The sequence below is a fragment of the Citrobacter sp. CK181 genome, assembly GCF_030333595.1.
Taxonomy (GTDB): domain Bacteria; phylum Pseudomonadota; class Gammaproteobacteria; order Enterobacterales; family Enterobacteriaceae; genus Citrobacter_B; species Citrobacter_B koseri.
The window spans coordinates 1,054,356-1,078,893 of record NZ_JAOWFN010000011.1; the positions used below are offsets into that span (position 1 = coordinate 1,054,356).

The 24,538-nt window shown below is 50.6% G+C and carries 24 protein-coding genes and 2 riboswitches; of the genes, 12 read left to right on the forward strand and 12 right to left on the reverse strand.

Going from position 1 to position 24,538, the window contains the following annotated elements; genetic code table 11:
* The first annotated feature begins 10 nt into the window (after window positions 1-10).
* Window positions 11-73: riboswitch (Fluoride riboswitch) on the forward strand.
* Between the two features lie 50 nt (window positions 74-123).
* Both OGW17_RS09040 and OGW17_RS09045 read left to right on the forward strand, forming a co-directional pair.
* The gene (locus tag OGW17_RS09040) at window positions 124-1,683 is read left to right on the forward strand and encodes a MutS-related protein (protein WP_081353180.1); all 1,560 of its coding nucleotides are present in this window, start codon (window positions 124-126) and stop codon (window positions 1,681-1,683) included.
* Complete coding sequence (locus OGW17_RS09045; RefSeq protein WP_071258323.1) at window positions 1,680-3,215, forward strand: MutS-related protein; 1,536 nt, start codon at window positions 1,680-1,682, stop codon at window positions 3,213-3,215. The genes OGW17_RS09040 and OGW17_RS09045 overlap by 4 nt, the downstream gene beginning before the upstream one ends.
* Here OGW17_RS09045 and eno read toward each other — a convergent pair.
* On the reverse strand, window positions 3,212-4,498 hold the full coding sequence (eno, locus tag OGW17_RS09050) for a phosphopyruvate hydratase (protein WP_071258322.1): 1,287 nt from the start codon (window positions 4,496-4,498) through the stop codon (window positions 3,212-3,214). The genes OGW17_RS09045 and eno overlap by 4 nt on opposite strands.
* 15 nt (window positions 4,499-4,513) lie before the next feature.
* On the reverse strand, window positions 4,514-4,942 hold the full coding sequence (locus tag OGW17_RS09055; RefSeq protein ID WP_012132409.1) for a universal stress protein: 429 nt from the start codon (window positions 4,940-4,942) through the stop codon (window positions 4,514-4,516).
* Between the two features lie 236 nt (window positions 4,943-5,178).
* Window positions 5,179-5,253, reverse strand: a riboswitch (Fluoride riboswitch).
* A 202-nt stretch (window positions 5,254-5,455) separates the two neighbouring features.
* On the opposite strand from OGW17_RS09055, the gene OGW17_RS09060 reads away from it, so the two are divergent.
* Window positions 5,456-6,235, forward strand: a complete 780-nt coding sequence (locus OGW17_RS09060; protein ID WP_071258321.1) for an HAD-IIB family hydrolase — start codon at window positions 5,456-5,458, stop codon at window positions 6,233-6,235.
* A 360-nt stretch (window positions 6,236-6,595) separates the two neighbouring features.
* On the opposite strand, the gene OGW17_RS09065 is transcribed toward OGW17_RS09060, so the two are convergent.
* The gene (locus OGW17_RS09065; protein ID WP_071258319.1) at window positions 6,596-7,108 is read right to left on the reverse strand and encodes a GNAT family N-acetyltransferase; all 513 of its coding nucleotides are present in this window, start codon (window positions 7,106-7,108) and stop codon (window positions 6,596-6,598) included.
* Window positions 7,109-7,351: 243 nt separating this feature from the next.
* On the opposite strand from OGW17_RS09065, the gene OGW17_RS09070 reads away from it, so the two are divergent.
* Window positions 7,352-8,065, forward strand: coding sequence for a GNAT family N-acetyltransferase (locus OGW17_RS09070; protein ID WP_012132412.1), 714 nt, complete (start codon window positions 7,352-7,354; stop codon window positions 8,063-8,065).
* 35 nt (window positions 8,066-8,100) lie between these two features.
* On the opposite strand, the gene OGW17_RS09075 is transcribed toward OGW17_RS09070, so the two are convergent.
* Window positions 8,101-8,622 (reverse strand): GNAT family N-acetyltransferase, encoded by a 522-nt coding sequence (locus OGW17_RS09075; RefSeq protein WP_058669102.1) that lies wholly within the window; start codon window positions 8,620-8,622, stop codon window positions 8,101-8,103.
* 323 nt (window positions 8,623-8,945) lie between these two features.
* Here OGW17_RS09075 and OGW17_RS09080 point away from each other — a divergent pair, with 323 nt between their 5' ends.
* Window positions 8,946-9,272, forward strand: coding sequence for a GFA family protein (locus OGW17_RS09080; protein ID WP_024130336.1), 327 nt, complete (start codon window positions 8,946-8,948; stop codon window positions 9,270-9,272).
* A gap of 160 nt (window positions 9,273-9,432) precedes the next feature.
* Here the strand turns inward: OGW17_RS09080 and OGW17_RS09085 are convergent, their stop codons facing one another.
* From OGW17_RS09085 to sad, 5 genes are all read right to left on the reverse strand, one after another.
* A complete protein-coding gene (locus tag OGW17_RS09085) occupies window positions 9,433-10,884 on the reverse strand; it encodes a tagaturonate reductase (protein WP_071258315.1) in 1,452 nt (483 codons plus the stop codon).
* Window positions 10,885-11,033: 149 nt separating this feature from the next.
* Window positions 11,034-11,393 carry a DUF4186 domain-containing protein gene (locus tag OGW17_RS09090; RefSeq protein WP_049010515.1) on the reverse strand — a complete coding sequence of 120 codons (360 nt, stop codon included), beginning with the start codon at window positions 11,391-11,393 and terminating at the stop codon, window positions 11,034-11,036.
* Entirely contained in the window at window positions 11,393-12,319 is a 927-nt protein-coding gene (gene glsB / locus OGW17_RS09095; RefSeq protein ID WP_058669100.1) for a glutaminase B, read from the reverse strand. Before glsB ends, OGW17_RS09090 begins: the two co-directional genes overlap by 1 nt.
* 63 nt (window positions 12,320-12,382) lie before the next feature.
* Window positions 12,383-13,972, reverse strand: a complete 1,590-nt coding sequence (locus tag OGW17_RS09100; RefSeq protein ID WP_012132417.1) for a methyl-accepting chemotaxis protein — start codon at window positions 13,970-13,972, stop codon at window positions 12,383-12,385.
* 102 nt (window positions 13,973-14,074) lie between these two features.
* Window positions 14,075-15,463 (reverse strand): succinate-semialdehyde dehydrogenase, encoded by a 1,389-nt coding sequence (sad, locus tag OGW17_RS09105; RefSeq protein WP_071258314.1) that lies wholly within the window; start codon window positions 15,461-15,463, stop codon window positions 14,075-14,077.
* A 103-nt stretch (window positions 15,464-15,566) separates the two neighbouring features.
* Between sad and ptrR the strand changes: the two genes are divergently transcribed.
* From ptrR to OGW17_RS09120, 3 genes are all read left to right on the forward strand, one after another.
* Window positions 15,567-16,433 (forward strand): putrescine utilization regulator PtrR, encoded by an 867-nt coding sequence (ptrR, locus tag OGW17_RS09110; protein ID WP_071258313.1) that lies wholly within the window; start codon window positions 15,567-15,569, stop codon window positions 16,431-16,433.
* A gap of 81 nt (window positions 16,434-16,514) precedes the next feature.
* Entirely contained in the window at window positions 16,515-17,459 is a 945-nt protein-coding gene (locus tag OGW17_RS09115) for an L-lactate dehydrogenase (RefSeq protein ID WP_071258312.1), read from the forward strand.
* Window positions 17,460-17,623: 164 nt separating this feature from the next.
* Window positions 17,624-18,817, forward strand: coding sequence for a sugar transporter (locus OGW17_RS09120; protein WP_012132421.1), 1,194 nt, complete (start codon window positions 17,624-17,626; stop codon window positions 18,815-18,817).
* Window positions 18,818-19,475: 658 nt separating this feature from the next.
* Here the strand turns inward: OGW17_RS09120 and OGW17_RS09125 are convergent.
* Complete coding sequence (locus OGW17_RS09125) at window positions 19,476-20,141, reverse strand: MarC family NAAT transporter (protein WP_071258311.1); 666 nt, start codon at window positions 20,139-20,141, stop codon at window positions 19,476-19,478.
* A 250-nt stretch (window positions 20,142-20,391) separates the two neighbouring features.
* Here OGW17_RS09125 and marR point away from each other — a divergent pair, with 250 nt between their 5' ends.
* The 3 genes from marR to marB are packed head-to-tail and all read left to right on the forward strand — an operon-like array spanning window position 20,392 to window position 21,477.
* Window positions 20,392-20,826, forward strand: a complete 435-nt coding sequence (gene marR, locus OGW17_RS09130) for a multiple antibiotic resistance transcriptional regulator MarR (protein ID WP_012132424.1) — start codon at window positions 20,392-20,394, stop codon at window positions 20,824-20,826.
* Between the two features lie 18 nt (window positions 20,827-20,844).
* Window positions 20,845-21,228: an MDR efflux pump AcrAB transcriptional activator MarA gene (marA, locus tag OGW17_RS09135; protein WP_024130339.1), complete on the forward strand. Its 384-nt coding sequence runs from the start codon at window positions 20,845-20,847 to the stop codon at window positions 21,226-21,228.
* A 30-nt stretch (window positions 21,229-21,258) separates the two neighbouring features.
* Entirely contained in the window at window positions 21,259-21,477 is a 219-nt protein-coding gene (marB, locus tag OGW17_RS09140) for a multiple antibiotic resistance protein MarB (protein WP_071258310.1), read from the forward strand.
* Between the two features lie 32 nt (window positions 21,478-21,509).
* Here marB and eamA read toward each other — a convergent pair whose 3' ends face one another.
* The gene (eamA, locus tag OGW17_RS09145) at window positions 21,510-22,409 is read right to left on the reverse strand and encodes an O-acetylserine/cysteine exporter (protein ID WP_047457143.1); all 900 of its coding nucleotides are present in this window, start codon (window positions 22,407-22,409) and stop codon (window positions 21,510-21,512) included.
* A 195-nt stretch (window positions 22,410-22,604) separates the two neighbouring features.
* On the opposite strand from eamA, the gene ydeE reads away from it, so the two are divergent.
* Window positions 22,605-23,792, forward strand: coding sequence for an efflux MFS transporter YdeE (ydeE, locus tag OGW17_RS09150; RefSeq protein WP_071258309.1), 1,188 nt, complete (start codon window positions 22,605-22,607; stop codon window positions 23,790-23,792).
* A gap of 46 nt (window positions 23,793-23,838) precedes the next feature.
* Here the strand turns inward: ydeE and urtE are convergent, their stop codons facing one another.
* Window positions 23,839-24,537, reverse strand: coding sequence for an urea ABC transporter ATP-binding subunit UrtE (gene urtE / locus OGW17_RS09155; RefSeq protein WP_012132431.1), 699 nt, complete (start codon window positions 24,535-24,537; stop codon window positions 23,839-23,841).
* Between the last annotated feature and the right edge of the window lies 1 nt (window position 24,538).

The following is a 24,538-nucleotide window of genomic DNA, read 5'->3' on the forward strand; positions in this document are numbered from 1 at the left end:
CATTGCTACGTTTTTTACAGGAGATGGCATTCCTCCTCATAACCGCCCTCTGGCTGATGATGCCTGCACATTCTGGACGTTGCCCCGCGTGGACAAGTCAACGTGTATTGTGTAGGAGTCATTATGCGCCGTACCTCAACAACATCGCTGCAATTTATTACCGTTTTGTATGCCTCTGGTCGTCGTCATACCCCCCCTTCGGGCGATCGTGCTCCTGCATATTTTGTCGATCTGAATCTTGATAAAATCGTCGATCGCATTGTTCAGGGGCGGGAAGAGTACGGCATCAGCGCTTTCTTTTATTCACCGCTCGAATGTCTGGAGGATATCCTCTATCGACAGGAAATTATTCAGGATGTGACAATACATGCGCTCTATAAGGCGCTAATGGCATATTCCACAGATATGAAGAATATCAGGGAGATTTCAGAAGAAAAAACAAACCGGTTTTACTTCTATCAACAGCGGCGCTGGGAGCTTGAGTGCATTTTGTTGTATTGCCAGGCCGTTACGGCGCTGTATGAGCGTATAGCGCCGCTGTCTTTGTCTTCCGACGGTATGATTAATTTCAGGCATTATCTTCGTCAGTATATCGAGAGTGAAAATTTTACCGGGTTATATTCAACCGCCACTATGATAAGAAAAAGTCTGGAGGCGGTTCAGTACGGCCTGAAAATTAAAGGCGACACCATTATTGTTGAACGGTATCACCAGGAGAAAAACTATAGCGATGAGATCCTCGATGTGTTCTCAAAGTTTAAGCAGCATGATGTGAATGTCGAGGTGGAGAGTAGACATCACAGCTTCGGGATGAACCATATTGAAGCACAAGTTCTGGATTGTGTTGCCAGACTATTTCCCGCCGAGTTTCATCAACTTGATGTGTTTATAGATGCCAACAGGCGCTACAGAGATAACACGCTGGATCTTTTTGAACGTGAAGTGCAGTTTTATCTGGCTGTTGTGGAATACATTGAAAAATTTCGGCAGAAAGGGCTGCCATTTTGTATCCCGGAGGTACAACGAGATGAAAAGGCTATTTCGGCTGTTGCGGCTTTCGATCTCGCGCTTGCAGAGGTCATCCTTGAGAAAAAGGAGAAGGTTGTCTGCAATGATTTCAGCTTCCAGAAGCATGAACGTATTTTCGTCATATCGGGCCCCAACCAGGGCGGGAAAACCACCTTTGCCCGCATGATAGGGCAACTGCATTTTCTTGCCTTGCTGGGCATTTATGTCCCTGCCAGGCAGGCAAAGCTCTTTCTGACAGACACTATTTTTACGCATTTTGAGAAAAGCGAAAATATTTATAACCTTCGGGGAAAACTGTATGACGACCTGGTGAGAATAAAAGCGATCCTTGATGCTGCCACATCACACAGTTTGATTATCATGAATGAGATTTTTACGTCAACCACATCGCGGGACGCCATTTATCTGGGAACACGGGTAATCAAGAAAATAGTCATGCTCGATGCGCTTTGTGTCTGCGTAACGTTTATCGACGAGCTTACGGCATTAGATCCGTCCATCGTCAGCTTAATGAGTACGGTTGAGCATAATAATGCGGCATTAAGAACCTATAAAATCACCAGGAAACCGGCCGATGGTATCGCATGGTCAACGACGCTGGTGATAAAGCATGGGCTGACATATGAGCAGATAAAAACGAGGTTAAACGGATGAACGCGTATCTGATGTATAAAGATAACGATTTTATCGTTGACGATAATATCCCAGAGAACATCAAATTTGCCATGAAAGATCTGGAGTTGGCGGTGTTGTTTAATGCGTTGTCTGATGGAGATGATTTTCTTTATTCCGTCGTCAGGAAGGCATGTTCCGTGCTGCTATCGGGCATTCCTGACATTGAGTACAGGCAGGCTATTCTGCGGGATTGCCTGTATAACGAGGACGTTATCAGAACATTCTATAACGTGGTGGTTGAATGTCTGCAAATGGAAAAGGAGAAACTTCACTACGGCGTTTTTGGTCATTATCCTTCCGCTGTGCTGCATCAGTCTCTTTCGTTTACCCAATTCCTGATGACATATTTACAGAAAATAAAAATTATCGCACAAGAAAATATCCATCACGTTGAATCTCCGGGGATGGTTCGTCTTTTCTCGATGCTTGTTCAGGAGTTAAACGATGATTATATGAGCACTATTGAAAGACATCTGAAGCAGATGACTTTCAAAAAAGGCGTATTAATCAGCGCGCGATTAGGGCAGGGTAATCAGGGCAAAGACTATGTACTCAGGCGGCCCAATCCCCCGCAAAAAGGATGGTTTCGGCGTCTTTGGACAAAAAGGCCAGCGCATTACACCGTACAGCTAGCCGCGCGTGATGAAAATGGCTTCAGGGCATTAAGCGACTTAAAGGATGAAGGGCTCGTATTGATCGCCAATGCAATGGCGCAATCCACCGCGCATTTGCTTAATTTTCTAAAGTCACTGCGCACTGAATTAGGATTTTATATTTCATGCCTTAATCTTGCGCAGGCCTTAAACAAACGCAATATTCCACTGTGCTTTCCTGTCCCGATATATCAAAGAGAACGCCATCATGTGTTTGAGGCACTCTTTGATCCCTGCCTTGCACTGACATCGGATCGGGAAATCGTTAGCAACACATTAAGAACAGATAATAAAAATACTTTTATCATCACTGGCGCAAACCAGGGAGGGAAATCCACGTTTTTACGCAGTATCGGGCTGGCGCAGATAATGATGCAGACGGGGATGTTCGTTTCTGCTGAATGTTATAGCGCAGATCTTTGTCGGCAGATATTCACGCATTACAAATGTGAAGAAGACAGCCATATGGTCAGCGGAAAGCTGGATGAAGAGCTCCGACGAATGAGTGACATTGTTGATTCTCTACAACGTGATGACCTGGTGCTGTTTAACGAATCGTTCTCTGCAACAAACAGTCGGGAAGGGGCCGAAATCATCAGAGGCGTGGTAACCGCACTGGCAGAAAGCAACGTGAAGCTCTTTTTTGTTACGCATACTGCGGAATTTGCATGTTCGTTTTATCAGGAGGATCGCCAGGACACGGTATACCTGTGCGCCGAACGACGCGACGATGGAGAAAGGACATACAAAATAGCAGAAGGCGTGCCTCTGGATATCAGTTATGGCGAAGATCTGTACCGGGATGTTTTTGATGCCTCTCCCGTATACCGGAATACGGGAGAGGATTCAGAGCGTTAACCTTTTCTGAAGGCAGATTTACCGGCGAAAACGGCGGCATCGCCAAGTTCATCTTCAATACGCATTAGCTGATTGTATTTCTCGATGCGTTCTCCACGGCTTGGCGCTCCCGTTTTGAGGTGTCCGGCGCGTAAGCCTACCGTCATATCAGCAATGAAACTGTCTATTGTTTCTCCGCTACGGTGTGAGATAAAGCTGCCCCAGTGATGATCATGACACAATTGAACCGCTTCAATTGTCTCGCTTAACGTACCAATCTGGTTCAATTTGATCAGTGCGGCATTCGCCAGATTTTCATCAATTCCTCGCTGGATATATTTCACGTTAGTCACAAAAAGATCGTCACCCACCAGTTCAATCTTATTGCCAAGCGTATCGCTCAGAATTCGCCAGCCAGCCCAGTCATCTTCGGCCAGGCCATCTTCGATCAGAACAATGGGGAATTCGTTGACCAGCCGCTCATAATAGCGCGTCATCTCTTCCGCACTGAATTGCGCATTTTCGCTGCGCAGGGTGTATTTTCCGTCTGAATAAAATTCGCTGGATGCAGGGTCCATGCAAATAACAATATCCTCGCCGGGTTTATAACCGGCTTTTTCGATCGCTTCGACAATCAATTCCAGCGGTTGCCGGTTTGACGAGACGGCTGGCGCGAATCCACCTTCATCACCCACGCCAGTAGACAAGCCTTTCTCCAGTAAGACCTGACGTAAATTCTGATACACCTCGCTACCCCAGCGAATGGCTTCCCGAACAGAGCTTGCGCCCCAGGGAGCAATCATGAACTCCTGAAAATCGGCGCCTTGCCAGCGAGCGTGAACGCCGCCATTGATGATATTCATACAAGGAACCGGGAGGAGGTTAGCGCCAACGCCGCCGAGGTAACGATACAGCGGAATGTTTGATAGCTGCGCGGCCAGACGCGCCACGGCAAGCGATACCCCGAGAATAGCATTGGCCCCGAGACGACTTTTATTTTCCGTACCATCAAGAGTTATCAGGCAGTTATCGATATCTTTCTGACGGCGGACATCATATCCCCGTAGCGCATTATCGATCTCAGTATTGATACTCTGAACCGCGCCCAATACACCTTTGCCGCCAAAACGCGACTTATCTCCATCACGGCGCTCAATGGCTTCGCGCGAACCGGTACTGGCACCGGAAGGGACTGACGCGCGCGCAACACCGCCGCCGATGGCGGAGACTTCGACCTCAACGGTCGGATTACCTCGGGAGTCCAGAATTTCTCTTGCGATCACACGTTCAATTTCATAGCTCATAGAAATGACCTTATTTTATGGAGTGGATATATGTTTAATCAGCACATCAACCGAGAGATGATTGATGAACTCAAAAGAGAACGAGGAAAAAACCCCAAACAGGCGATTCTTATGACCCAGCATGACCAGGTCGATATCCTCATGTTGGATAACCGCTTCAACATCTTTGAAACGTTGAATGCTGATAATTGATTTCACTTGCACATGAATACTGCTGGATTCCGCCAGGCGACTGAGCATCGCTTTGGCCTCGATCACTTCATGTGATTGCCGATCCCGGGTTAAAGCATCACTCGTGTAATCCAGCTCCCGGTAATCAGAACTGATATGCCCGAGGGTGATCTGAGTCCCCATTTCTTTTGCCAGACGTTCAGCATGGTGCAGCAACAGCACACCATCGATTTCATTCTGGACCAGTAATAATGCGTGTTTGTACATATGCATACGCCACCTCTCAAGTAATGAGAAACGTTCAGCATCGCAAATGAACAATGTGTTGCAGACGGGCCGATGGACATAACAAGAGCCGGTGAGCGCTACGTTGTTGCTGATGTTGTGATAGTCAAAGGCATGGATAACATCTTTCTTTTCAAAAAGATGAGATTCAGGAAGTAATGAAGTGGTTGTTTTACTATTCATAGCGATACCCGACATACATGCCTAAGAAAAACAGCAACAGTTGTATATCAGGCGTCATCATCCGATTCGAGCGAACCGGCGGTTGGGAAAGGTGGAACACCATCACCTTGTGAACTAAGCGTATAGCAGGTTCAGGCGGAAATCAATGAGAAGTAAGTCTGTTACGCATGGATCGCGAAGAAGGAGAGGGTAGTCAACGAAATCTGCGGCGGAAATAACGCAATAAAAATTATAACTTAGTACGATTTTGACTTTAACAATTCCATAAGTCGTTTAATTATAGACAGTTATTGTATCTACAAGTCTTCGAGTGTGCTTATGAAAGAGATCTGTTCCGCAGATTCGTCAACATTTAAACATGTGCGTTTTGTTCTCACAGACATGGATGAAACGCTGACTTACAAGGGGCGCCTTGCGGCTGAAACCTATATGGCGCTGGAACGGTTGCAGAATGCAGGAGTAAAAGTGATACCGGTCACAGCCGCGCCCGCAGGCTGGTGCGACCAGATGGCACGGATGTGGCCAGTTGATGGCGTCATTGGTGAAAATGGCGGTGTGTTTTTCAGAAGGCGAAATGACGGTCATGGCATTGAGCGTTTCTTCTGGCACGGCACAGAAAAATATCCTGACGTCGCTGAGCGCCTGACGCAAATTGGGGAACAGATAAAAAGGGAAATTCCTGCCGCTCATTTTGCCGACGATCAACCTTTCAGGATGACGTCCATTGCCTTTGCTAAACCGCCAGAAGCCCATCAGTGTTCATTAATACTTAACGCATTGACGCAAGCAGGTGCTACAACCACCGTAAACAATCTCTGGATTCTTGGCTGGTCTGGAGAATATGACAAGTTATCTATGGCCCGACGAGTGCTCAGGGATTTTTACGATCTCGACATTGATGCCGAACGTTCTGCCGTATTGTATAGCGGCGACTCGACGAATGATGCGCCGATGTTTTCATTCTTTGAACATACGGTTGGAGTGAGCACGGTATCAGATTACCTTGATCAAATCCCGAAACCTCCGCAGTGGATTACCCGTGGCCCGGGAGGTGCTGGTTTTGTGGAAATTGCAGATGCGGTAATTGCCGCCAGATAGTGAAAAACGCAGGTCCCGTCGGCTTATCCGGTCACAGTGGCCGGGTTTTTAATGCGTGCGCTACGTGAAATCTGACGCAGGATAACCGCCAACAGTTTGCAGAATTCACACAGGGCACGATGGAAGGCGTGCAGAAAAGGCGAGGGATGCATTATGAGTCAAGGGAGTAAGCCTGTATTGGGCGTCATAAATTCAATTTAACATAATATACATTATGCGCACTAAAGAGGGTAAAGGGAGAATCTGTGGTTTTGTAGTCATCCTTGTGCTGGCCGCTATAGTCTCTGAAGCACTTTCTCCAGCACGACTCTCCGTTGATTCTGAGGCTCTGTTTCACAGCTCCAGCACTTCCCGCGATGTCTAAATACATTTTCCGAATACATGTAACACGTTTTTTTGCTTAGGCGTTGTGAATTCCTCATCCGCAAGATGCTGCATCCCCAGGGATTCATAAAACCGACGCCCGCTGTCGTTACCCTTAAGAACCTGCAACCAGAAAAAATGCTGCTCCTTATGCCTTGCTATCTCGATAGCTTTTTCGAAAAGAATTCGGCCATATCCTTTCCCGGTTTCTCCGGGTGCAAAATACAGTTTGTTTAAGAGCGCACCTGAGTGATTACCACCGCTAACTGGACGGTCCCAGCTTATCTTTGCAAAACCTACTGGCTTATCGCTTTCCGCAATGAGCCAGGTAACTGACGGATCATTTAAACTATTTTCAAGTTGGTCCGGCGCGTACTCACTGTCAATAAATTGTCGAAGCTCTACAGGACAATCCCATAACTCTTTGAAATGATAGTAATAACTTGACTTCCCCAGTGTTTGTAATATCGGGGTATCGGCAGGTACAGCATAACGTATGGTCAAGTTCATACACTCTCCTGAAACGGCTTAAATTTAAGTTAACGCACAACATAATGCTGAATATGATATTTATCACAAAGCGCTCAGAAGTGCTGTAGCAAGATTAAAATATGCTATGGTTAATATATAATGTTTTCATCGGGTACATCCATCAGTTGTTGTTAACATACTAAGGAACCTGTCGCTTACTCACATAAACATACCGATATTACTCGTTTAAATCCTTGTCGTTATTATTTTAAGGAGAAGAGTATGAAAGAGCTTAATATCTTCGGTCAATATGTAGGCAGACATCTTGAGGGTAACCTTGATTTTATTTTACCTGACACGCGCCAGTTGTCAGGCCGTTACTGTCACTTACAGCCCCTTGCGACTTACCACTGTGATGATCTTTATCAGGGCTGGCATAGTATAGAGGACCCACGGGACTGGACTTATCTTCCTGATGAACGCCCCGAGACAAGGCAAGCAACCTTTGACTATATCAAACGCATCATCAGTCAGGGCGGAATTTCATATTATGCCATAATAGAAAATAAATCCGCGAAAGCCCGAGGCACCCTCGCCCTTTTTAATATAGACAAGAATAATGGCGTTGCGGAAATCGGATATGTACATCTCACGCCAGCGATAAAACGTACCTTTTTAAGCACGGAAGCAATTTATCTTTTACTGATGTATGTTTTTGATGTCCTTAAATATCGTCGTTGTGAGTGGCAAACAGACACGCTTAACCATGCTGGGATGAATGCTGCTGAAAGAATTGGGTTTCGGAAAGAAGGCATCTTACGTGATAAGCAAATCATAAAATCAAGGAGCGTGGATATCGCAACATATTCAATTATTAGCGCCGAGTGGCCGAAGATATCCAGTGCGATATCTGTCTGGCTAAGAACGGAAAATCTCGACGAACGTGGACATCAGATCCACCCTTTACGGCACTATCTGGCGGAGCCTGAAGTGTAATCAGGAATACGGGGCCGTGACGACGGCCCATGCTTTTATTTATCCCATAAGCATTCAAGTTTTAAACACTCAGCGCCTTTGTATAAGCATTCATCATAAATACGGTAGCCCACATGCTCAGCAACACGAATGGACGGAATGTTATTCTTTGCGATAAGACAAATTGTCTTCGAAGGTGAAAACGAATGGACAAACCACTGATGCGCAGCGACGGCGGCTTCCTTTGCTACGCCAGCCCCCTGAGCTGAACGTGAAATAACCCATGATGCCTCGACACAGTTCTCAAAGTTTTCATCAATGCCACGATGAAAATTAGCCAGCCCTGTTTCGCCTAAAAACGTGCCGTCAGACTTTTGAAAAATAGAAAATATACCGTAACCAAAAACAGACCAATGCCCGATGTTTCTCAACAGGCGGTTCCATGCCTCTTCCGGCGTAAAGCCTGGGGCATTAACCAGATGAAATATTTTAGGGTCTGAATACATCGGATACCATACATCATAATCTGTGATGGCTTGAGGGCGCAGAATGAATCTTTCCGTGACGATAGCAGACATTATTTTCCACTCATTATGCTTACGTTGCTTCTATTGTAACTGAGTTATCCACTCATTCCGTCCAAAACTTTCTGTGGATAACGCGTTGGCGTTAATCCCGTGTGTTGACGGAAAAACGCAACAAATGCGCTGTCGCTGGCAAATTCCAATAGACAGATAGACACGGTTTTCCAGCCATTGAGACATCTGTTTAGCCTCCGTTGTAACACAGATCCCGCTTTGTCATTATGATCCTGCGTCTGTTCTCCTTTCTGCCATTCATCACTGGTTGAGTGTGGGATCATCTGATAGTGTCGGGAAATGAATGTTTAACGGAAATGACGATGAGCAAAGTCTATACTGGCGGCTGTCTGTGCGGTTTTATCCGTTTTTCGGCAGTAGCGCCGAAAAATCCACATACCTGTTCCTGCTCGATTTGCCAAAAACATACAGGTGCATATTCGGTCAGTTGGGTTGAGTTCGACGCTCAGGATGTGACGTGGACAGGACAAGGAGACAAGCCTGCGGTCTGGCGCTCTTCGGATATCTCCAGTCGGGCATTTTGTTCTCACTGCGGAAGTTCAGTAGGCGCAATTGATGATGCGCCTACCGTTGCGTTGTTAACTGGCGTATTTGACGAGCCTCAGGATGAAGATCTTCATGCGCATTAAGCGCATCGCCCTCACCCTGTCTGCCTGTTTCGCCAGCCCTCCCTTTTCTGCCTGACGGGTAAACGCACGGAAGTTTCAGACAGCGATTAATTTCCCCCTCAAAAGTATGTTGTAACTAAATAACATGAAAACAAAACCCGGCCGCAGCCGGGTCAGATGATTAGCACAGCGGTTTTACCGCTTCACGCATCCCTTTCGTCAGGATTTCATCCAGGTCGGTCGTGACCTGTTCGACCAGACCTGCAACGTGCGTCAGGTCCTGCTCCCAATGCGCGTCCACGGCCAGCACGGTATGAACCAAATCCTGTGTGCTGATAAGACCGTCGCTATGTTGATGCCACAACTGTTGATAGCGCTCAATCCAGTGCGCATCATCCTGGAGCGGATACGTCTCGCCGCGACGTTCACCACGATAAAATGCGATCAGCGCCGCAAGCGCAAACGTCAGGCGCGCCGGTAAAACGCCGCTGACCTGCTGCCCTGCCAGTAGCTGCGGTAAAATACGGGTGCGAAATTTAGTCATGCCATTTAACGCAATCGACAACAACTGGTGTTTAATATACGGATTCTGGAAACGCCCCGTCACCGCACTGGCGAACGACATTAGCTCGTCGCGAGGTAAGTCCAGCACCGGAATAATCTCTTCATAGATGGCTTTTTCAACAAAGGCGCAAATGTCGCGGTCATTCATGGCTTCACCAACGGTATCCAGCCCGGCCTGGAACGCAACGGGCACCAGCGCCGTATGCGCACCATTCAGGATCGCGACCTTACGCTCTTTGTACGGCTTGATGTCATCAACAATCAGCACGTTGAGCGGATACTTATCAAGACGCAGCTCAGAAGCTACCTTTTTTGGCCCCTGAATCACAAACAGATAAAAATGTTCCGCAGTATCGAGAAAAGCATCGTGATAGCCAAGTTCCGCTTCAAGTTGCGTCACTTCATCACGCGGATATCCGGTCACAATCCGGTCAACCAGCGTGGAACAAAAGGTGTTCGCCTGATCCAGCCACTGCACAAACGCAGCGGACAAGCTCCACTCCTGAGCGTAACGCAGTACCAGCTCGCGCAACGCCTCGCCATTGTAATCAATCAGTTCACAAGGAATGATAATCCAGCCTTTATCAAGCGCGCCGTCAAAACAGGTATAACGTTCAAACAGCAGTCGCGTCAGCTTCGCGGGGTAGCTGACCGCGGGCGCGTCATCAAATGCGTCACCGGCATGGTAGCTAATACCGGCTTCTGTGGTATTAGAGAAAACAAAACGCATGTCCGGGTTATGCGCCAGTTTCAGGAATTCATCGTAATCCTCATAGACGCTGATTTCACGGTTAACAGAACGGATCAAACGCGCGTCGCTAACCGCCTCGCCCTTTTCATTCAAACCACGAATAATCGTGGTATAGAGCCCGTCCTGGGTACTCAATGACGGCGGAAACGTGCTTTCGATAGGGCGAACAATGACCACTCCGGCGTTCAAATCGGTATGTTCATTCAGCAGATCAACTTGCCAGTCAACAAAGGCGCGCAGGAAGTTTCCCTCACCAAACTGAATGATGCGCTCAGGATAGCTGGCACCGGGAAAATCGCGACGGTTTAGAGTTTTCACAATGGGTTCCCTTCTTAATTAGTCATACAACCTGTTTGAATTGGTAGAACAGGTTAGCAAACTTTATGATATTGAAACCCTGTTTTGATCAAGTAGTCACGATTAATCAAAACTGTTTTATGCTTTAACATCTCTCACGACGCGGAGATTTACGGCTGATTCATCTGGATAACCAGCCAGTGGTGAATGACGGCGACAACATACTGCTGCTGTTCTTCACTCAGCGATTCTCCCTGAGGAATGTTGTGCCATTTCGCCAGACAACCACGGCAGCAGGTCGCCGTCGCGTGTTGGGCAATAAATACGGGGTGGCCGCGCATCGGCGTTTGTTTACCATCGTTGCGCGGAAAAGCCGGGGCCAGCCGCTTAGCAATAAACTCGGCGGCATGTTGATCAATAACCTGCGCGCCTTTATCCCAGCAATACTGCCTTTCTTTTGCGCCAAGACGAAACCGCGCGCGAAATGGCGAACGTGACAGGCGAGAAAAAAGTGGATCAAGCGCGTTCATCAGTAAACCGAACGACCTAATTGTTGGGTGAGTTGTTCGAGTACCGCAATACCCGCCAGGGAGTTGCCCGCCGGGTCCAGTTCAGGGCTCCATACCGCAATCGCCATTTCGTGCGGGACAATCGCCACAATCCCGCCGCCAACGCCTGACTTAGCAGGTAATCCTACTCGCCAGGCAAATTCGCCTGCGTTCTGGTACATTCCACTGGTCGCCATCAGCGCGTTGATTTGTCGGGCCTGCATCGGCGAGACAACCGGTTCATCAAGGTGAAACGCCTGCCCCTGTCTGGCCAGAAAAACAAATGTACGCGCCAGTTCCGCACAGCTCATTTTCAACGCGCAGTAGTGAAAGTAATTTTGCAAAACGGTAGTGACATCATGCTGGAAATTACCAAATGACTTCATCAGCCAGGCAATAGCGGCATTGCGTGCGGAGTGCTCAAATTCAGAACGGGCAACCGTGACGTCATACGCAATATCCGACACGCCGCTAAGCGCCCGGACCACTTCCAGCATACGCTGGCGCGGCGCGCTCAGTCGCCCTTGCAGCATATCGCAAACCACCAGCGCGCCGGCATTAATGAAGGGGTTACGCGGTATCCCTTGCTCCAGTTCCAGCTGCACCAAGGAATTGAATGGCGACCCGGAGGGATCTTTTCCGACACGTTGCCAGATTTCCTCTTCCGGGTAGTGACGCATCGCCACTACCAGACTCAGCACCTTTGATATGGATTGTATTGAGAAGCGTTCCTGCGCATCGCCAGCCTGATAGTATTGCCCGTCAACGGTGCAAATGGCGATCCCCAGTTTTGATCCATCGACAGAAGCCAGCGCAGGGATGTAATCAGCCACTTTCCCCTGTCCAATCAACGGGCGCACCTGCTGAAGGATGGTCTCTAAAATTGAATTGTCCATGGCCCTGGCCACAATGTGCTCCTTGCTCGCAGGTCTGAAAAGGCCTGCGAGTATAACAGAGCTGAATGTGCGGCGTCAGGCAGAAAGACGAAATCGCGCCACCGCGTTCAGAAGCTGATGAGATTCATGATGCAGTTGCAGCGATGACGCCGATGCGGTATTCACCAGGCTGCTGGTCTCTTGCGCCGCACGGTTAAGCGCCTGTAGCTGCCCCGTCATCTGGTGGATGCTGTCCCCCTGACTTAACGTGGCGCCAGAGATGTCATTCAACAGTATGCCCAGATTGTCTACTAACGAAATCACCTGCTGTAAATTTTCTTCCAGCCGGTTAACCGCATGTGAACCCTCCTCGATTCCCTGCAAGGAGTGGTGGATAAGTTCCTGTATGTTCTGCGTGGACTGACTGCTTTTACGGGCCAGCAGCCCCACTTCTTTTGCCACCACGGCAAATCCGCGACCTTGTTCTCCGGCATGAGCTGCTTCGATAGCCGCGTTCAGCGCCAGGATATTGGTCTGGAACGCGACGCTGTCAATCAGAGAGATGATCCCGCGCATTTCTGACGATCGCTCAACAATCGCCTGCATCGAACGGTTAACAGTTTCCATCATACGATCGCCGCCAGCCGCTACCTGACGCGCCTCGGCTGCACGTTGATTAGCCAGTCTGGCAAAGCCGCTATTGTCCTCGACATGCGTTTCCAGAAACGAGATATGCGAGGTGACACTACTTAACTCTTCGCTCTGTTTCGCCGATTGCTGATAAAGCTGTTTGTTGCTCTGCGCAAGCTGATCGATGTTGCCGACCATTGCGGTGGTGGCATCGCTCACCTGCTGCACCAGCTGCCTCAGCCCCTGTTGCATCGCATCAATGCGTGAGCTGAGTTGCGCGACCTCGCGGTTAAACCCGCTCACCTTCGGCATTGGTTCGGACAGATCGCCTGCGGCCAGAATATTAATATGGGCGATCAGGCGGCGCAGCGGAGAAATAACCCAGCGAGACATGCCGCTCCAGACCAGCAGGGCAATCACCACCAGCACAAACGGGATGAACAAAAAGAGGTGCTGCAACCCTTCCAGGCTGGCAATCAGCTGCTGCCTGCCACCCTCTGTCTGACGCCCACTCTCTTGCTGAAAGCGAGCATAGTTTTCATTGAAATCTGTCTGAAACGCCTGAACAGGAACAGCAAAGAACGCGTCGATGGCGTTAGTCTGGCTCAGGCCGTCCGCCTGTTCCTGAATACCGCTATAAAAACGCTGATAACTCTCAATCAGGCCGTCGTCTTTATGAGGGGCCATTGCAAGCCAGGCATCCCAGGCCGTTTTTGACTGCACCAGCGCCTGCTGAGCTTCATCCATCAACGGGCGCCAGCTGCCTTCTGATCCCGTTGCGGCATCCTGCATAAAGTAAACGCCCGCCCGGTTCAGCAGATCGCTTGCGGACAACAGCGCTACCCTCGCCTCATCCACCTTCGTTTGTTGCAGCAGTGCCTGCTGGTTACGTTGTTCGTTACGCTGAGCGTCTCGCACGGAAAACGACAGCATCAGGGATGACGCAACCTGCAAAATAGAAAACAGCGCGATAATGCAAAATATTCCCGTTAACAGACCAAACTGGCGGGGAGTGAAACGACGAATTAAGCCTCGAAAAATTTGCGTTAAGTTCATGATATTCTTCTGTATCAATGCGTTATGCGCGAGTGTACGGAGAGAAAATGACAGAACTATTGCAGTAATGTGACATGGCGCCTCAAGAAGACGCCGGAATGATCACAGACGGTTTTTCCAGACAGTTTGTACGTTGCAAAACTCATGCAGGCCAAAATGGGAGAGCTCGCGACCAAAGCCGCTTTTCTTCACGCCGCCAAATGCCACACGCGGATCGCTGGCGCTGTATCCATTGATAAATACCCCGCCGCATTCCAGGCGCGATGCCATCTCCTGAGCCAGTGCATCACGCGCAGTGAACAGCGTCGCCGACAACCCAAAGTCGCTGTCATTAGCCAGATGCAAGGCATGTTCGGCGTTCTTCGCCACGGTAATCGCCGCCACGGGCCCAAACAACTCCTGACGAAACGCCGTCATCTCAGGCGTCACATCGCCCAGCACCGTCACGGCATAATAGTTGCCTTCCCCGGCGAGCTTTTCACCGCCCAGTAATAAACGCGCGCCTTCTGCTATTGATGCCTCCACTTGCTGATGCAGCTCATCCCGTAGATCAAAACGCGCCATAGGGCCGAGATCGTTCTCTTCCGCCAGCGGATCGCCCATTTTCAGTGCGCTGGCGGCGGCAACAAACCGTTCAGTAAATTCCCCGGCAATCCCCTCTTCAACAATAAAGCGCTTCGCCGCCGCGCATACCTGCCCGGTATTTTGATAGCGACCGGCGACAGCGGCTTTAACAGCCAGATCCAGATCGGCATCGTTAAGAACGATAAACGGATCGGAACCGCCCAGTTCAAGCACGCATTTTTTCAGCGCAGCCCCGGCCTGCGCGCCAATCGCGGCCCCGGCACGCACGCTGCCCGTTACCGTCACGGCGGCAATACGGGGATCGTTAATCATCTGGCTAACGCCGTCGTTACTGGCATTCACCCAACCATAAACGCCCGCCGGAATACCGGCATCGGCGAAGATCTGCGCAATACGTTCAGCACAACCGATCACATTCGGCGCATGTTTTAGTAAATAGCCGTTACCCGCCAGCAGGATGGGAATCGCCCCGCGTAATACCTGCCAGAGCGGAAAGTTCCACGGCATGACCGCCAGTATTGTCCCCAGCGGACGATATGCAATCACCGCCTGCTGATTTTCCACCAGCGTCGGTTCCGGGTTAAGCATCGCGGGGCCATGTTCTGCATACCAGTCACAGAGCGCCGCAGATTTCGCCACCTCGGCGCGCGCCTGCCGGATCGGTTTTCCCATCTCACGGGAAATACTGTGCGCCATCTCTTCTGTACGGTTACGCAGCGCTTGCCCGATATCGCGAAGTTTCTGCGCCCGGTATGCCACCGTCGTGCGTTTCCATTCCTCAAATCCACGGGCAGCCAGAGTGAGTGCATTTTCAATATCATCAGCGCTGGCCCACGGCATCATCGCCAGCGTTTCACCGGTTGTCGGGTCCACGGAAATCGCATGTGTAGCAGGTGTCATCGTCATCGGTTTGTCTCTCTACGTTGCGGGAATGCCTGCATAATGGGCGCATTTACTCTTTCTGAAAAATGAATAATATTAAGCACTGCGTTCACAAAAAGAGAAAACTATGGATCTGACTCAGCTGGAAATGTTCAATGCCGTGGCCGAAACCGGCAGTATTACGCAGGCGGCGGCGAAGGTGCATCGCGTCCCGTCGAACCTCACTACGCGAATCCGCCAGCTTGAGGCCGATCTTGGCGTGGATCTGTTTATTCGTAAAAGTCAGCGGCTGCGCCTTTCTCCCGCCGGACATAACTTTCTGCGCTACAGCCAGCAGATCCTGGCGCTGGTTGATGAAGCGCGAATGGTGGTTGCTGGTGATGAACCTCAGGGACTGTTTTCACTCGGCGCGCTGGAAAGCACCGCAGCGGTACGCATCCCGGCCACGCTTGCCGGGTACAATCAGCGTTACCCCAAAATTCAGTTCGCCCTCTCTACCGGGCCTTCCGGGACAATGCTCGAAGGCGTTCTGGAAGGCAGACTTAACGCAGCGTTTGTTGATGGCCCGATTACTCATCCGGGTCTTGAAGGCATGCCGGTATACCGTGAAGAGATGATGATTGTCGCCCCTCATGGGCATTCCCCCGTACGGCGGGCAAAAGACGTGAATGGCAGCAATATCTACGCCTTTCGCGCAAACTGCTCTTATCGCCGTCACTTTGAAAGCTGGTTTCATGCCGATCGCGCGATGCCCGGCACCATTCATGAAATGGAGTCGTACCACGGCATGCTGGCGTGCGTTATCGCCGGAGCGGGCATCGCGCTGATCCCTCGTACCATGCTGGAAAGTATGCCCGGGCATCATCAGGTCGAAGCCTGGCCGTTGAGCGAAGAATGGCGATGGCTGGACACCTGGCTTGTGTGGCGTCGCGGGGCAATGACCCGTCAACTGGACGCGTTTATCGCCCTGCTGAATCCGTCCTCGCAGCCATAGCATTATCCTATGGGTTTGGGGCTACGCCTGCCGGGAGAAGCGTTTTATACTGCGCAAGACGAAAACGGATATGGAACAGTCATGAACACCAAAGCGCGTAAAGTGATGATCATTGGGGCAGGTAATGTTGGCGCATCAGCAGCTTACGCTCTGCTCAATCAGAATATTTGTGAAGAACTGATTCTGGTCGATTTGAACAGAGATCGTTCGGAAGGCCATGCTTTAGATCTCGCCGATGCAGCGGCCTACATGCCGGGGATGATGACCATTTCCACCCGGGAGGCGCATGAATGCGCCGATGTCGATATCGCCGTGATTACCGTTTCCGGCGGCGCATTAAAACTAGGGCAAACACGGCTTGATGAGCTGAACAACACCGCGCGGATCGTCCAAAAGATCGTACCGGAAATGATGGATGGCGGCTTTAACGGCATCTTTCTTATCGCCACCAATCCTTGCGATATCATTACCTGGCAGGTATGGACGCTATCAGGCCTGCCGCGCAGCCAGGTAATCGGCACCGGCGTCTGGCTGGACACCACCCGTTTACGGCGCGCGCTGGCGCAGGAACTGGATATCGGCGCGCAAAGCATCGATGCCTTTATTCTGGGAGAGCATGGCGATACGCAATTCCCGGTCTGGTCCCACTCCTCCGTCTACGGTTCTCCGATTGCGGACGTTTATCAACGCCGTACGGGTAAAATTCTGGACGTCGAGGCGATGGCGGAAAAAGTGCGCAAACATGGGTTTGAAATCTATAACCGCAAGGGCTGCACTGAATATGGTATTGCCGGAACCATTGCGGAAATTTGCCGGAACGTCTTCACCGGAAGCCATCGGGCGCTGGCCATCTCCTGCGTACTGGAGGGGGAATACGGCGTTGACGGCGTCGCTATCGGCGTACCGGCGGTGCTGACTCAAAGCGGTGTTCAACAAATTATCGAATTACAGTTAGCCGATGATGAGCTGGCGAAATTCAGATACTCCGCCGAAGTCATCAAAGCGAATATCGCAAAACTCCCCTGAATACGGTGTCCGGGATGATTTCCATACCCGGACGCCATTTCGTTTGTTTCATCAATCGGCTCACCAACGATAATGAGACATACATCACAAAATGATTGTATTTTCGCCAGCAAACGTTTTAAGATCGTGACCTCGCCTTTTCGCAACTAACCCGATTTACTCTTATGACAACAAACACTGTTTCCCGCAAGGTCGCGTGGCTACGGGTAGTTACGCTTGCTATTGCCGCTTTTATTTTCAATACCACAGAGTTTGTCCCTGTTGGCTTACTGTCGGACATCGCCCGAAGTTTTGCTATGCCGACCGCGCAGGTCGGGATTATGCTGACGATCTATGCCTGGGTTGTGGCGCTGATGTCGTTGCCCTTTATGTTGCTGACCAGCCAGGTTGAGCGGCGTAAGCTGCTAATCTGCCTGTTTGTTCTCTTCATTGCCAGCCATGTGCTCTCCTTCCTGGCATGGAATTTTACCGTGCTGGTAATCAGCCGCATCGGGATCGCGTTTGCACACGCCGTCTTCTGGTCTATTACCGCTTCGCTGGCCATTCGCCTTGCGCCGCCAGGCAAACGTGCGCAGGCACTGAGTCTGATCGCCACCGGAACCGCGCTGGCGATGGTTCTGGGGCTGCCTATCGGGCGTATCGTTGGTCAATACTTCGGCTGGCGAACAACGTTCTTCGCCATTGGTATAGGGGCGTTAATCACGCTGGTATGCCTGATCAAACTGCTGCCGAAATTGCCCAGCGAACATTCTGGGTCACTAAAAAGTCTGCCGCTGCTGTTCCGTCGCCCGGCGCTAATGAGTATTTATTTACTGACGGTCGTAGTGGTCACCGCACACTATACGGCATACAGCTATATTGAACCGTTTGTACAAACGGTGGCGGGTCTGAGCGCAAACTTTGCCACGGTATTACTGCTGATCCTCGGCGGCGCCGGGATTATCGGCAGCGTGGTATTCGGCAAACTGGGTAATCAGTACGCCTCGCCGCTTATCAGCATTGCCATTATGCTGCTGGTGATTTGCCTGATGCTCCTGCTGCCCGCAGCAGACAGCGAAAGCCATCTTGCCGTGCTGAGTATTTTCTGGGGCATCGCCATTATGGTGATAGGCCTGGGGATGCAGGTGAAAGTCCTGGCACTGGCGCCGGACGCCACCGATGTGGCAATGGCGCTGTTCTCAGGCATTTTTAATATTGGCATTGGCGCTGGCGCATTGGTGGGGAATCAGGTGAGTTTACACTGGTCGATGTCCACTATTGGCTACGTCGGCGCAGTGCCAGCCCTGGCGGCGCTGGTGTGGTCGATCATTATCTTTCGCCGCTGGCCTGTTTCGCTGGAAGAGCAGCCGCAGCATTGAAGTAAAACCCCAATAAAATGACTTTTTTATAAAGGGCCAGAGCAGGTAAGTTCTGGCCCTTTACTCGTTTCTTATCAATGTTACTTAATGAACGATAAGATCAGTTGCAATGATGCAACGATGAACTCAAGAACCACAATAATCGTGCTTAAGATATTCACCACGCTTTCTTCCTCTTAAAGAGGAATGCGATTACTCCGGCTTAGCCTCTCCTTGCCCGTCCACCAAAGATCAAGTGTGTTAAGTTTGGTTTATCGCATTCCTGGCCCAGGCGCTCGCAGGTACCACCCCGTAAGCCAGGACTTAGAAACTTTTTTTGCACAGGAGCAAAAGCCAGTAAAACGATAATCAACACACCTGCGCAGTATAATCTTCCCCGAAAAACGCATCAACACAATGATTTTTATACATTAATTCACAGGGTGTATATAAAAACATAAATAATTCAGCACCGAATATAAGACGGCTTAGCGATGTAATCATTAACGGTTAGATTTGTATGATGGCCTGATGTGGCGTAAGATAATGCGCGTGTTAAGTTTGGTTTATCGCACTTTTTATAAGTGCTGAAGCCTTTCCTGAATTAATGACTGGCTTCAAAAATAAAAACCACCGCTACCAACGGTGGTTTTTATTTTTTCAGGGCAACACATGTCACTTAATGGTAAGTCTTAATAATTTCCAGCACGCCGTTAATGATAAACTGCACGCCCATACAGACCAGTAAGAAGCCCATCAGACGGGAAATAGCTTCAATTCCCCCTTTGCCGACCAGGCGCATAATCGCCCCTGAGCTGCGCAGAGAACCCCACAGAATCACTGACACCGCCAGAAAAATAAGCGGTGGCGCCACCAGAATAACCCAGCCGGGAAAATCGACGCCGTGACGTACGGTAGAGGCCGAACTGATGATCATCGCGATAGTCCCCGGCCCAGCGGTGCTCGGCATCGCCAGCGGAACAAAAGCAATATTGGCGGAAGGCTCATCCTCCAGCTCTTCTGACTTGCTTTTCGCCTCCGGCGATTCGTGCGCCTTCTGCTGCGGGAACAACATCCGAAAGCCGATAAAGGCGACAATCAGCCCACCCGCAATGCGCAAACCGGGGATGGAAATTCCAAAGGTGTTCATCACCAGTTGACCGGCGTAATACGCAACCATCATGATGGCGAACACATACACGGAGGCCATCAGCGACTGACGGTTACGCTCCGCGCTGTTCATATTACCGGCCAGGCCTAAAAACAACGCCACCGTGGTTAGCGGGTTCGCCAAAGGCAGCAGGACAACCAGCCCAAGCCCCATCGCTTTAAACAAATCCATCATAATGCCATCTCTTCCCCATCAAGCTCGTTGTAAGCGGCAAGTATAAAGGGAAAACGCGGCGTTTCGCCATTAAGCATTCATTATGCCGAATAAGCATAACCAGTAATTATTATTAATAAATTACCCCGTGATGCAGCCCCTGCACTGACGCGTTTTAGCAAATCGTGGCATCCCCTTATTCATTCGATTGACTTATATTTGCCTGGGCAATAGTATCTGCCGTGACTAACTACTTGCCGGGGCAACCATTGTGAAAAGCACCAGTGACCTATTCAACGAAATCATCCCGCTGGGTCGCTTGATCTACATGGTCAATCAGAAAAAAGATCGTCTGTTGAACGACTATCTGTCGCCGCTGGATATCACCGCATCGCAGTTTAAGGTGCTCTGTTCTATCCGTTGCGCGGTATGCATTACCCCGGTCGAGCTGAAGAAAGTGCTGTCTGTCGATCTCGGCGCATTGACGCGCATGCTTGATCGGCTGGTCTGTAAAGGCTGGATCGAAAGACTGCCAAATCCACATGACAAACGCGGCGTGCTGGTGAAACTCACCGAACACGGCGCGGCAATTTGTGAGCAATGTCATCAGTTAGTAGGACAAGACCTGCACCAGGAACTAACAAAAAACTTAACGGCGGATGAAGTGGCAACACTTGAGCTTTTGCTTAAGAAAATCCTGCCGTAAACAGAAAGAGGTATGACGATGTCCAGACGCAACACTGACGCTATTACCATTCATAGCATTTTGGACTGGATCGAAGATAACCTGGAATCGCCGCTCTCACTGGAAAAAGTGTCAGAGCGTTCAGGTTACTCCAAATGGCACCTGCAACGGATGTTTAAAAAAGAGACCGGTCACTCATTAGGCCAGTACATCCGCAGTCGCAAAATGACTGAAATAGCCCAGAAATTAAAAGAAAGTAACGAGCCGATCCTGTACCTGGCGGAACGTTATGGCTTTGAGTCACAGCAGACGCTGACCCGGACATTTAAAAACTATTTCGACGTTCCACCGCATAAGTACCGTATTACCAATATGCATGGCGAATCCCGGTATTTGCATCCACTCAACCATTGTAATTGCTAATCGCCTGTTAATGACGTAATCGAGGAAATCATGAAATCTCTGTCTTCCGCAATGCTGGCTGTGCTGCTTGTCGTCTCTGGCCAAAGCATTGCGGAGCAAACCGCACAACCTGGAACACAAAATAATCGCGATGCGATGGTCATGCCGTCTGCGCATGATCAGTCGCCATTCGATTTCAATCATATGGGTGCGGGAAGCGATAAATCCGACGAATTAGGCGTACCGTATTACAACGGACACAGCCTGTAATTCGTTTTTGCCCCGCCACTGCGGGGCTTTTTTTATCCCCTTACCTGCGCCGCTTTGCGCAGCCGAAAACCAAACACGTTGATGTACAAACCCGCCATAATCAGCACCGCGCCAAGAAACTGTAACCCGGTAAGCGTCTCATTGAGCAACACGGCCGCGCTGGCCAACCCCACGACCGGCACCAGCAAAGACAGCGGCGCCACGCGCCAGGTTTCATAGCGTCCGAGCAACGTTCCCCAGATCCCGTAACCGACAATCGTGGCGACAAACGCCAGATACACCAGCGATAAAATCGTCGTCATATCAATCGCGATCAGGCTCTGAACCATCTGCGCAGAACCGTCCAGAATCAAAGAGGCCAGAAAGAAGGGAATAATCGGGATCAGCGCACTCCAGACCACCAGCGACATCACCGCCGGGCGAGTGGCATGTTGCATGATCTTCTTATTGAAAATATTCCCGCACGCCCAGCAGAACGCCGCCGCCAGCGTTAACATAAACCCGAGCATCGCAATATGTTGCCCATTGAGGCTGGCTTCTATCAGCAGCAGAACGCCAAACACCGCCAGGGCGATACCGGCCACCTGTTTGCCCTGCAAGCGCTCGCCGAACGCAAACGCGCCCAGTACGATGGTAAAAAACGCCTGCGCCTGTAGCACCAGTGACGCCAGCCCGGCAGGCATTCCGAATTTAATCGCACAAAAGAGAAACGCGAATTGACCAAAACTGATGGTCAGGCCGTAGCCGAGTAACAGCGACAGCGGGATTTTCGGGCGCGCAACGAAGAAGATGGCCGGAAACGCGACCAGCAAAAAACGTAATCCCGCCAGCATCAGCGGCGGCATATTGTGCAGCCCGACTTTGATGACGACAAAGTTAAGCCCCCACACCACCACGACCAGTAACGCCAATAACCCGTCTTTACGCGACATACCACGGCCCCTGCAAATATTAAATTTTTGTAAACAAGTTAAGTTAACGGAAATCATCGCCCCGGAACAGATCATTAATTCAGGTAGGGTGGGATGAGCATTTTCGAACAACATCCCGGGTATACATCACACTTTTGCCGTGCTATTGCTTTAAATCACCAATAAATATAATGAAACGCATTGTCGGGCAGGAAAATGAACACAACGCTGAGACGCTCCACCCTCGCTTTACTCGCCTCATCACTGTTATTGACCATTGGGCGCGGCGCCACGCTTCCTTTCATGACGATCTATCTTAACCGCCAGTACGATCTGAGCGTCGATCTGATCGGCTATGCCATGACGGTAGCGTTAACCATCGGCGTGATTTTCAGCCTGGGTTTCGGCATCCTCGCGGATAAGTTCGATAAAAAGCGCTATATGCTTCTGGCAATTTCGGCGTTCTTGCTGGGCTTTATCGCCATCCCCCTGGTACACAGCGTCACGCTGGTGGTGCTGCTTTTCGCCCTGATAAACTGCGCCTACTCCGTCTTTGCCACCGTGTTGAAAGCCTGGTTTGCCGACAATCTTTCCGCCACAACCAGGAGCAAAATATTTTCCCTCAACTATACCGTGCTCAATATTGGCTGGACCGTCGGGCCGCCGCTTGGCACCCTGCTGGTCATGCAAAGCATCAACCTGCCGTTCTGGCTTGCGGCCATTTGCTCTGCTTTCCCGCTGGTGTTTATCCAGACCTGGGTGAAGCGCACAGAGACGCCCGTTGAAGGAACAACGGCGTCAGTCTGGTCGCCATCGGTGCTGTTACGCGATAAAGCCCTGCTCTGGTTTACCCTGTCGGCCTTCCTGGCGTCATTTGTCAGCGGCGCGTTCGCCTCATGTATTTCCCAGTATGTCATGGTCGTCGCAAACGGTAATTTTGCCGAAAAAGTGGTGGCTGTCGTACTCCCCGTCAACGCGGCGATTGTCGTCAGCCTGCAATATGCCGTAGGTCGTCGGTTAACGACCGCAAATATCAGACCCTTGATGGCGACCGGCACAATCTGTTTTGTGGCTGGGCTGGTTGGTTTTATGATTTCAGGAAACAGCCTGCTGCTCTGGGGGCTCTCCGCCGCCATATTTACCATTGGCGAGGTTATTTACGCCCCGGGCGAATATATGCTGATCGATAACATTGCTCCGGCGGGGATGAAAGCAAGCTACTTCTCAGCGCAGTCGCTTGGCTGGCTCGGCGCGGCGGTCAACCCGCTGGTCAGCGGCGTGATCCTCACCACCTTGCCCGCCTGGACCCTGTTTGCGGTGCTGATCGTCGCGATTATTCTTGCCTGGGCGCTGATGCTAAAAGGGATGCGGGCCAGACCCTGGGGGCAGCCCGCAATGTGCTGACGGCACGCCAGACTGTGCCGGATAACGTCCGGTACAGTCCCGGAACTCAGATCGCGACCAGACCGCGGACGCCCTCCGCTTCCATATTCTCGCCCCTGCCGCTCTGAATAATGCTTCCCCGCGACATCAATAAGTAGTGATCCGCCAGTTGGGCGGCAAAATCATAGAACTGCTCCACCAGCAAAATCGCCATATCCCCCTGACGCGCCAGATGTGAAATCACCTGCCCAATCTCTTTGATCACTGACGGCTGTATCCCTTCAGTCGGTTCATCCAGAATTAACAGCTGAGGACGGCAGGCCAGCGCCCGGCCAATTGCCAGCTGCTGCTGTTGCCCCCCGGAGAGATCGCCCCCTCGCCGGTGCTTCATCTCTTTAAGCACCGGAAAAAGCGCGTAAATATCATCCGGCACCTGTTTTGCATCGCGGGCGGAAAAACGCGACAGCCCCAACAGCAGGTTTTCCTCTACCGTCAGGCGAGGAAAAATCTCCCGCCCTTGCGGCACATAGGCGACACCGGCCCGCACGCGCTGATGCGGTTTACGCTGGGTGATGTTCTTCCCCTGCCAGATCACATTGCCGGTGCGTGCCGGGATTAACCCCATCAGACACTTCAGCAAGGTGGTTTTTCCCACGCCGTTACGCCCAAGCAAACAGGTTACTTCGCCAATGCGGGCCTCAAAACTTACCCCGCGCAGGATATGACTGCCGCCGTAATATTGATTCAGTTCATTCACCTGTAACATC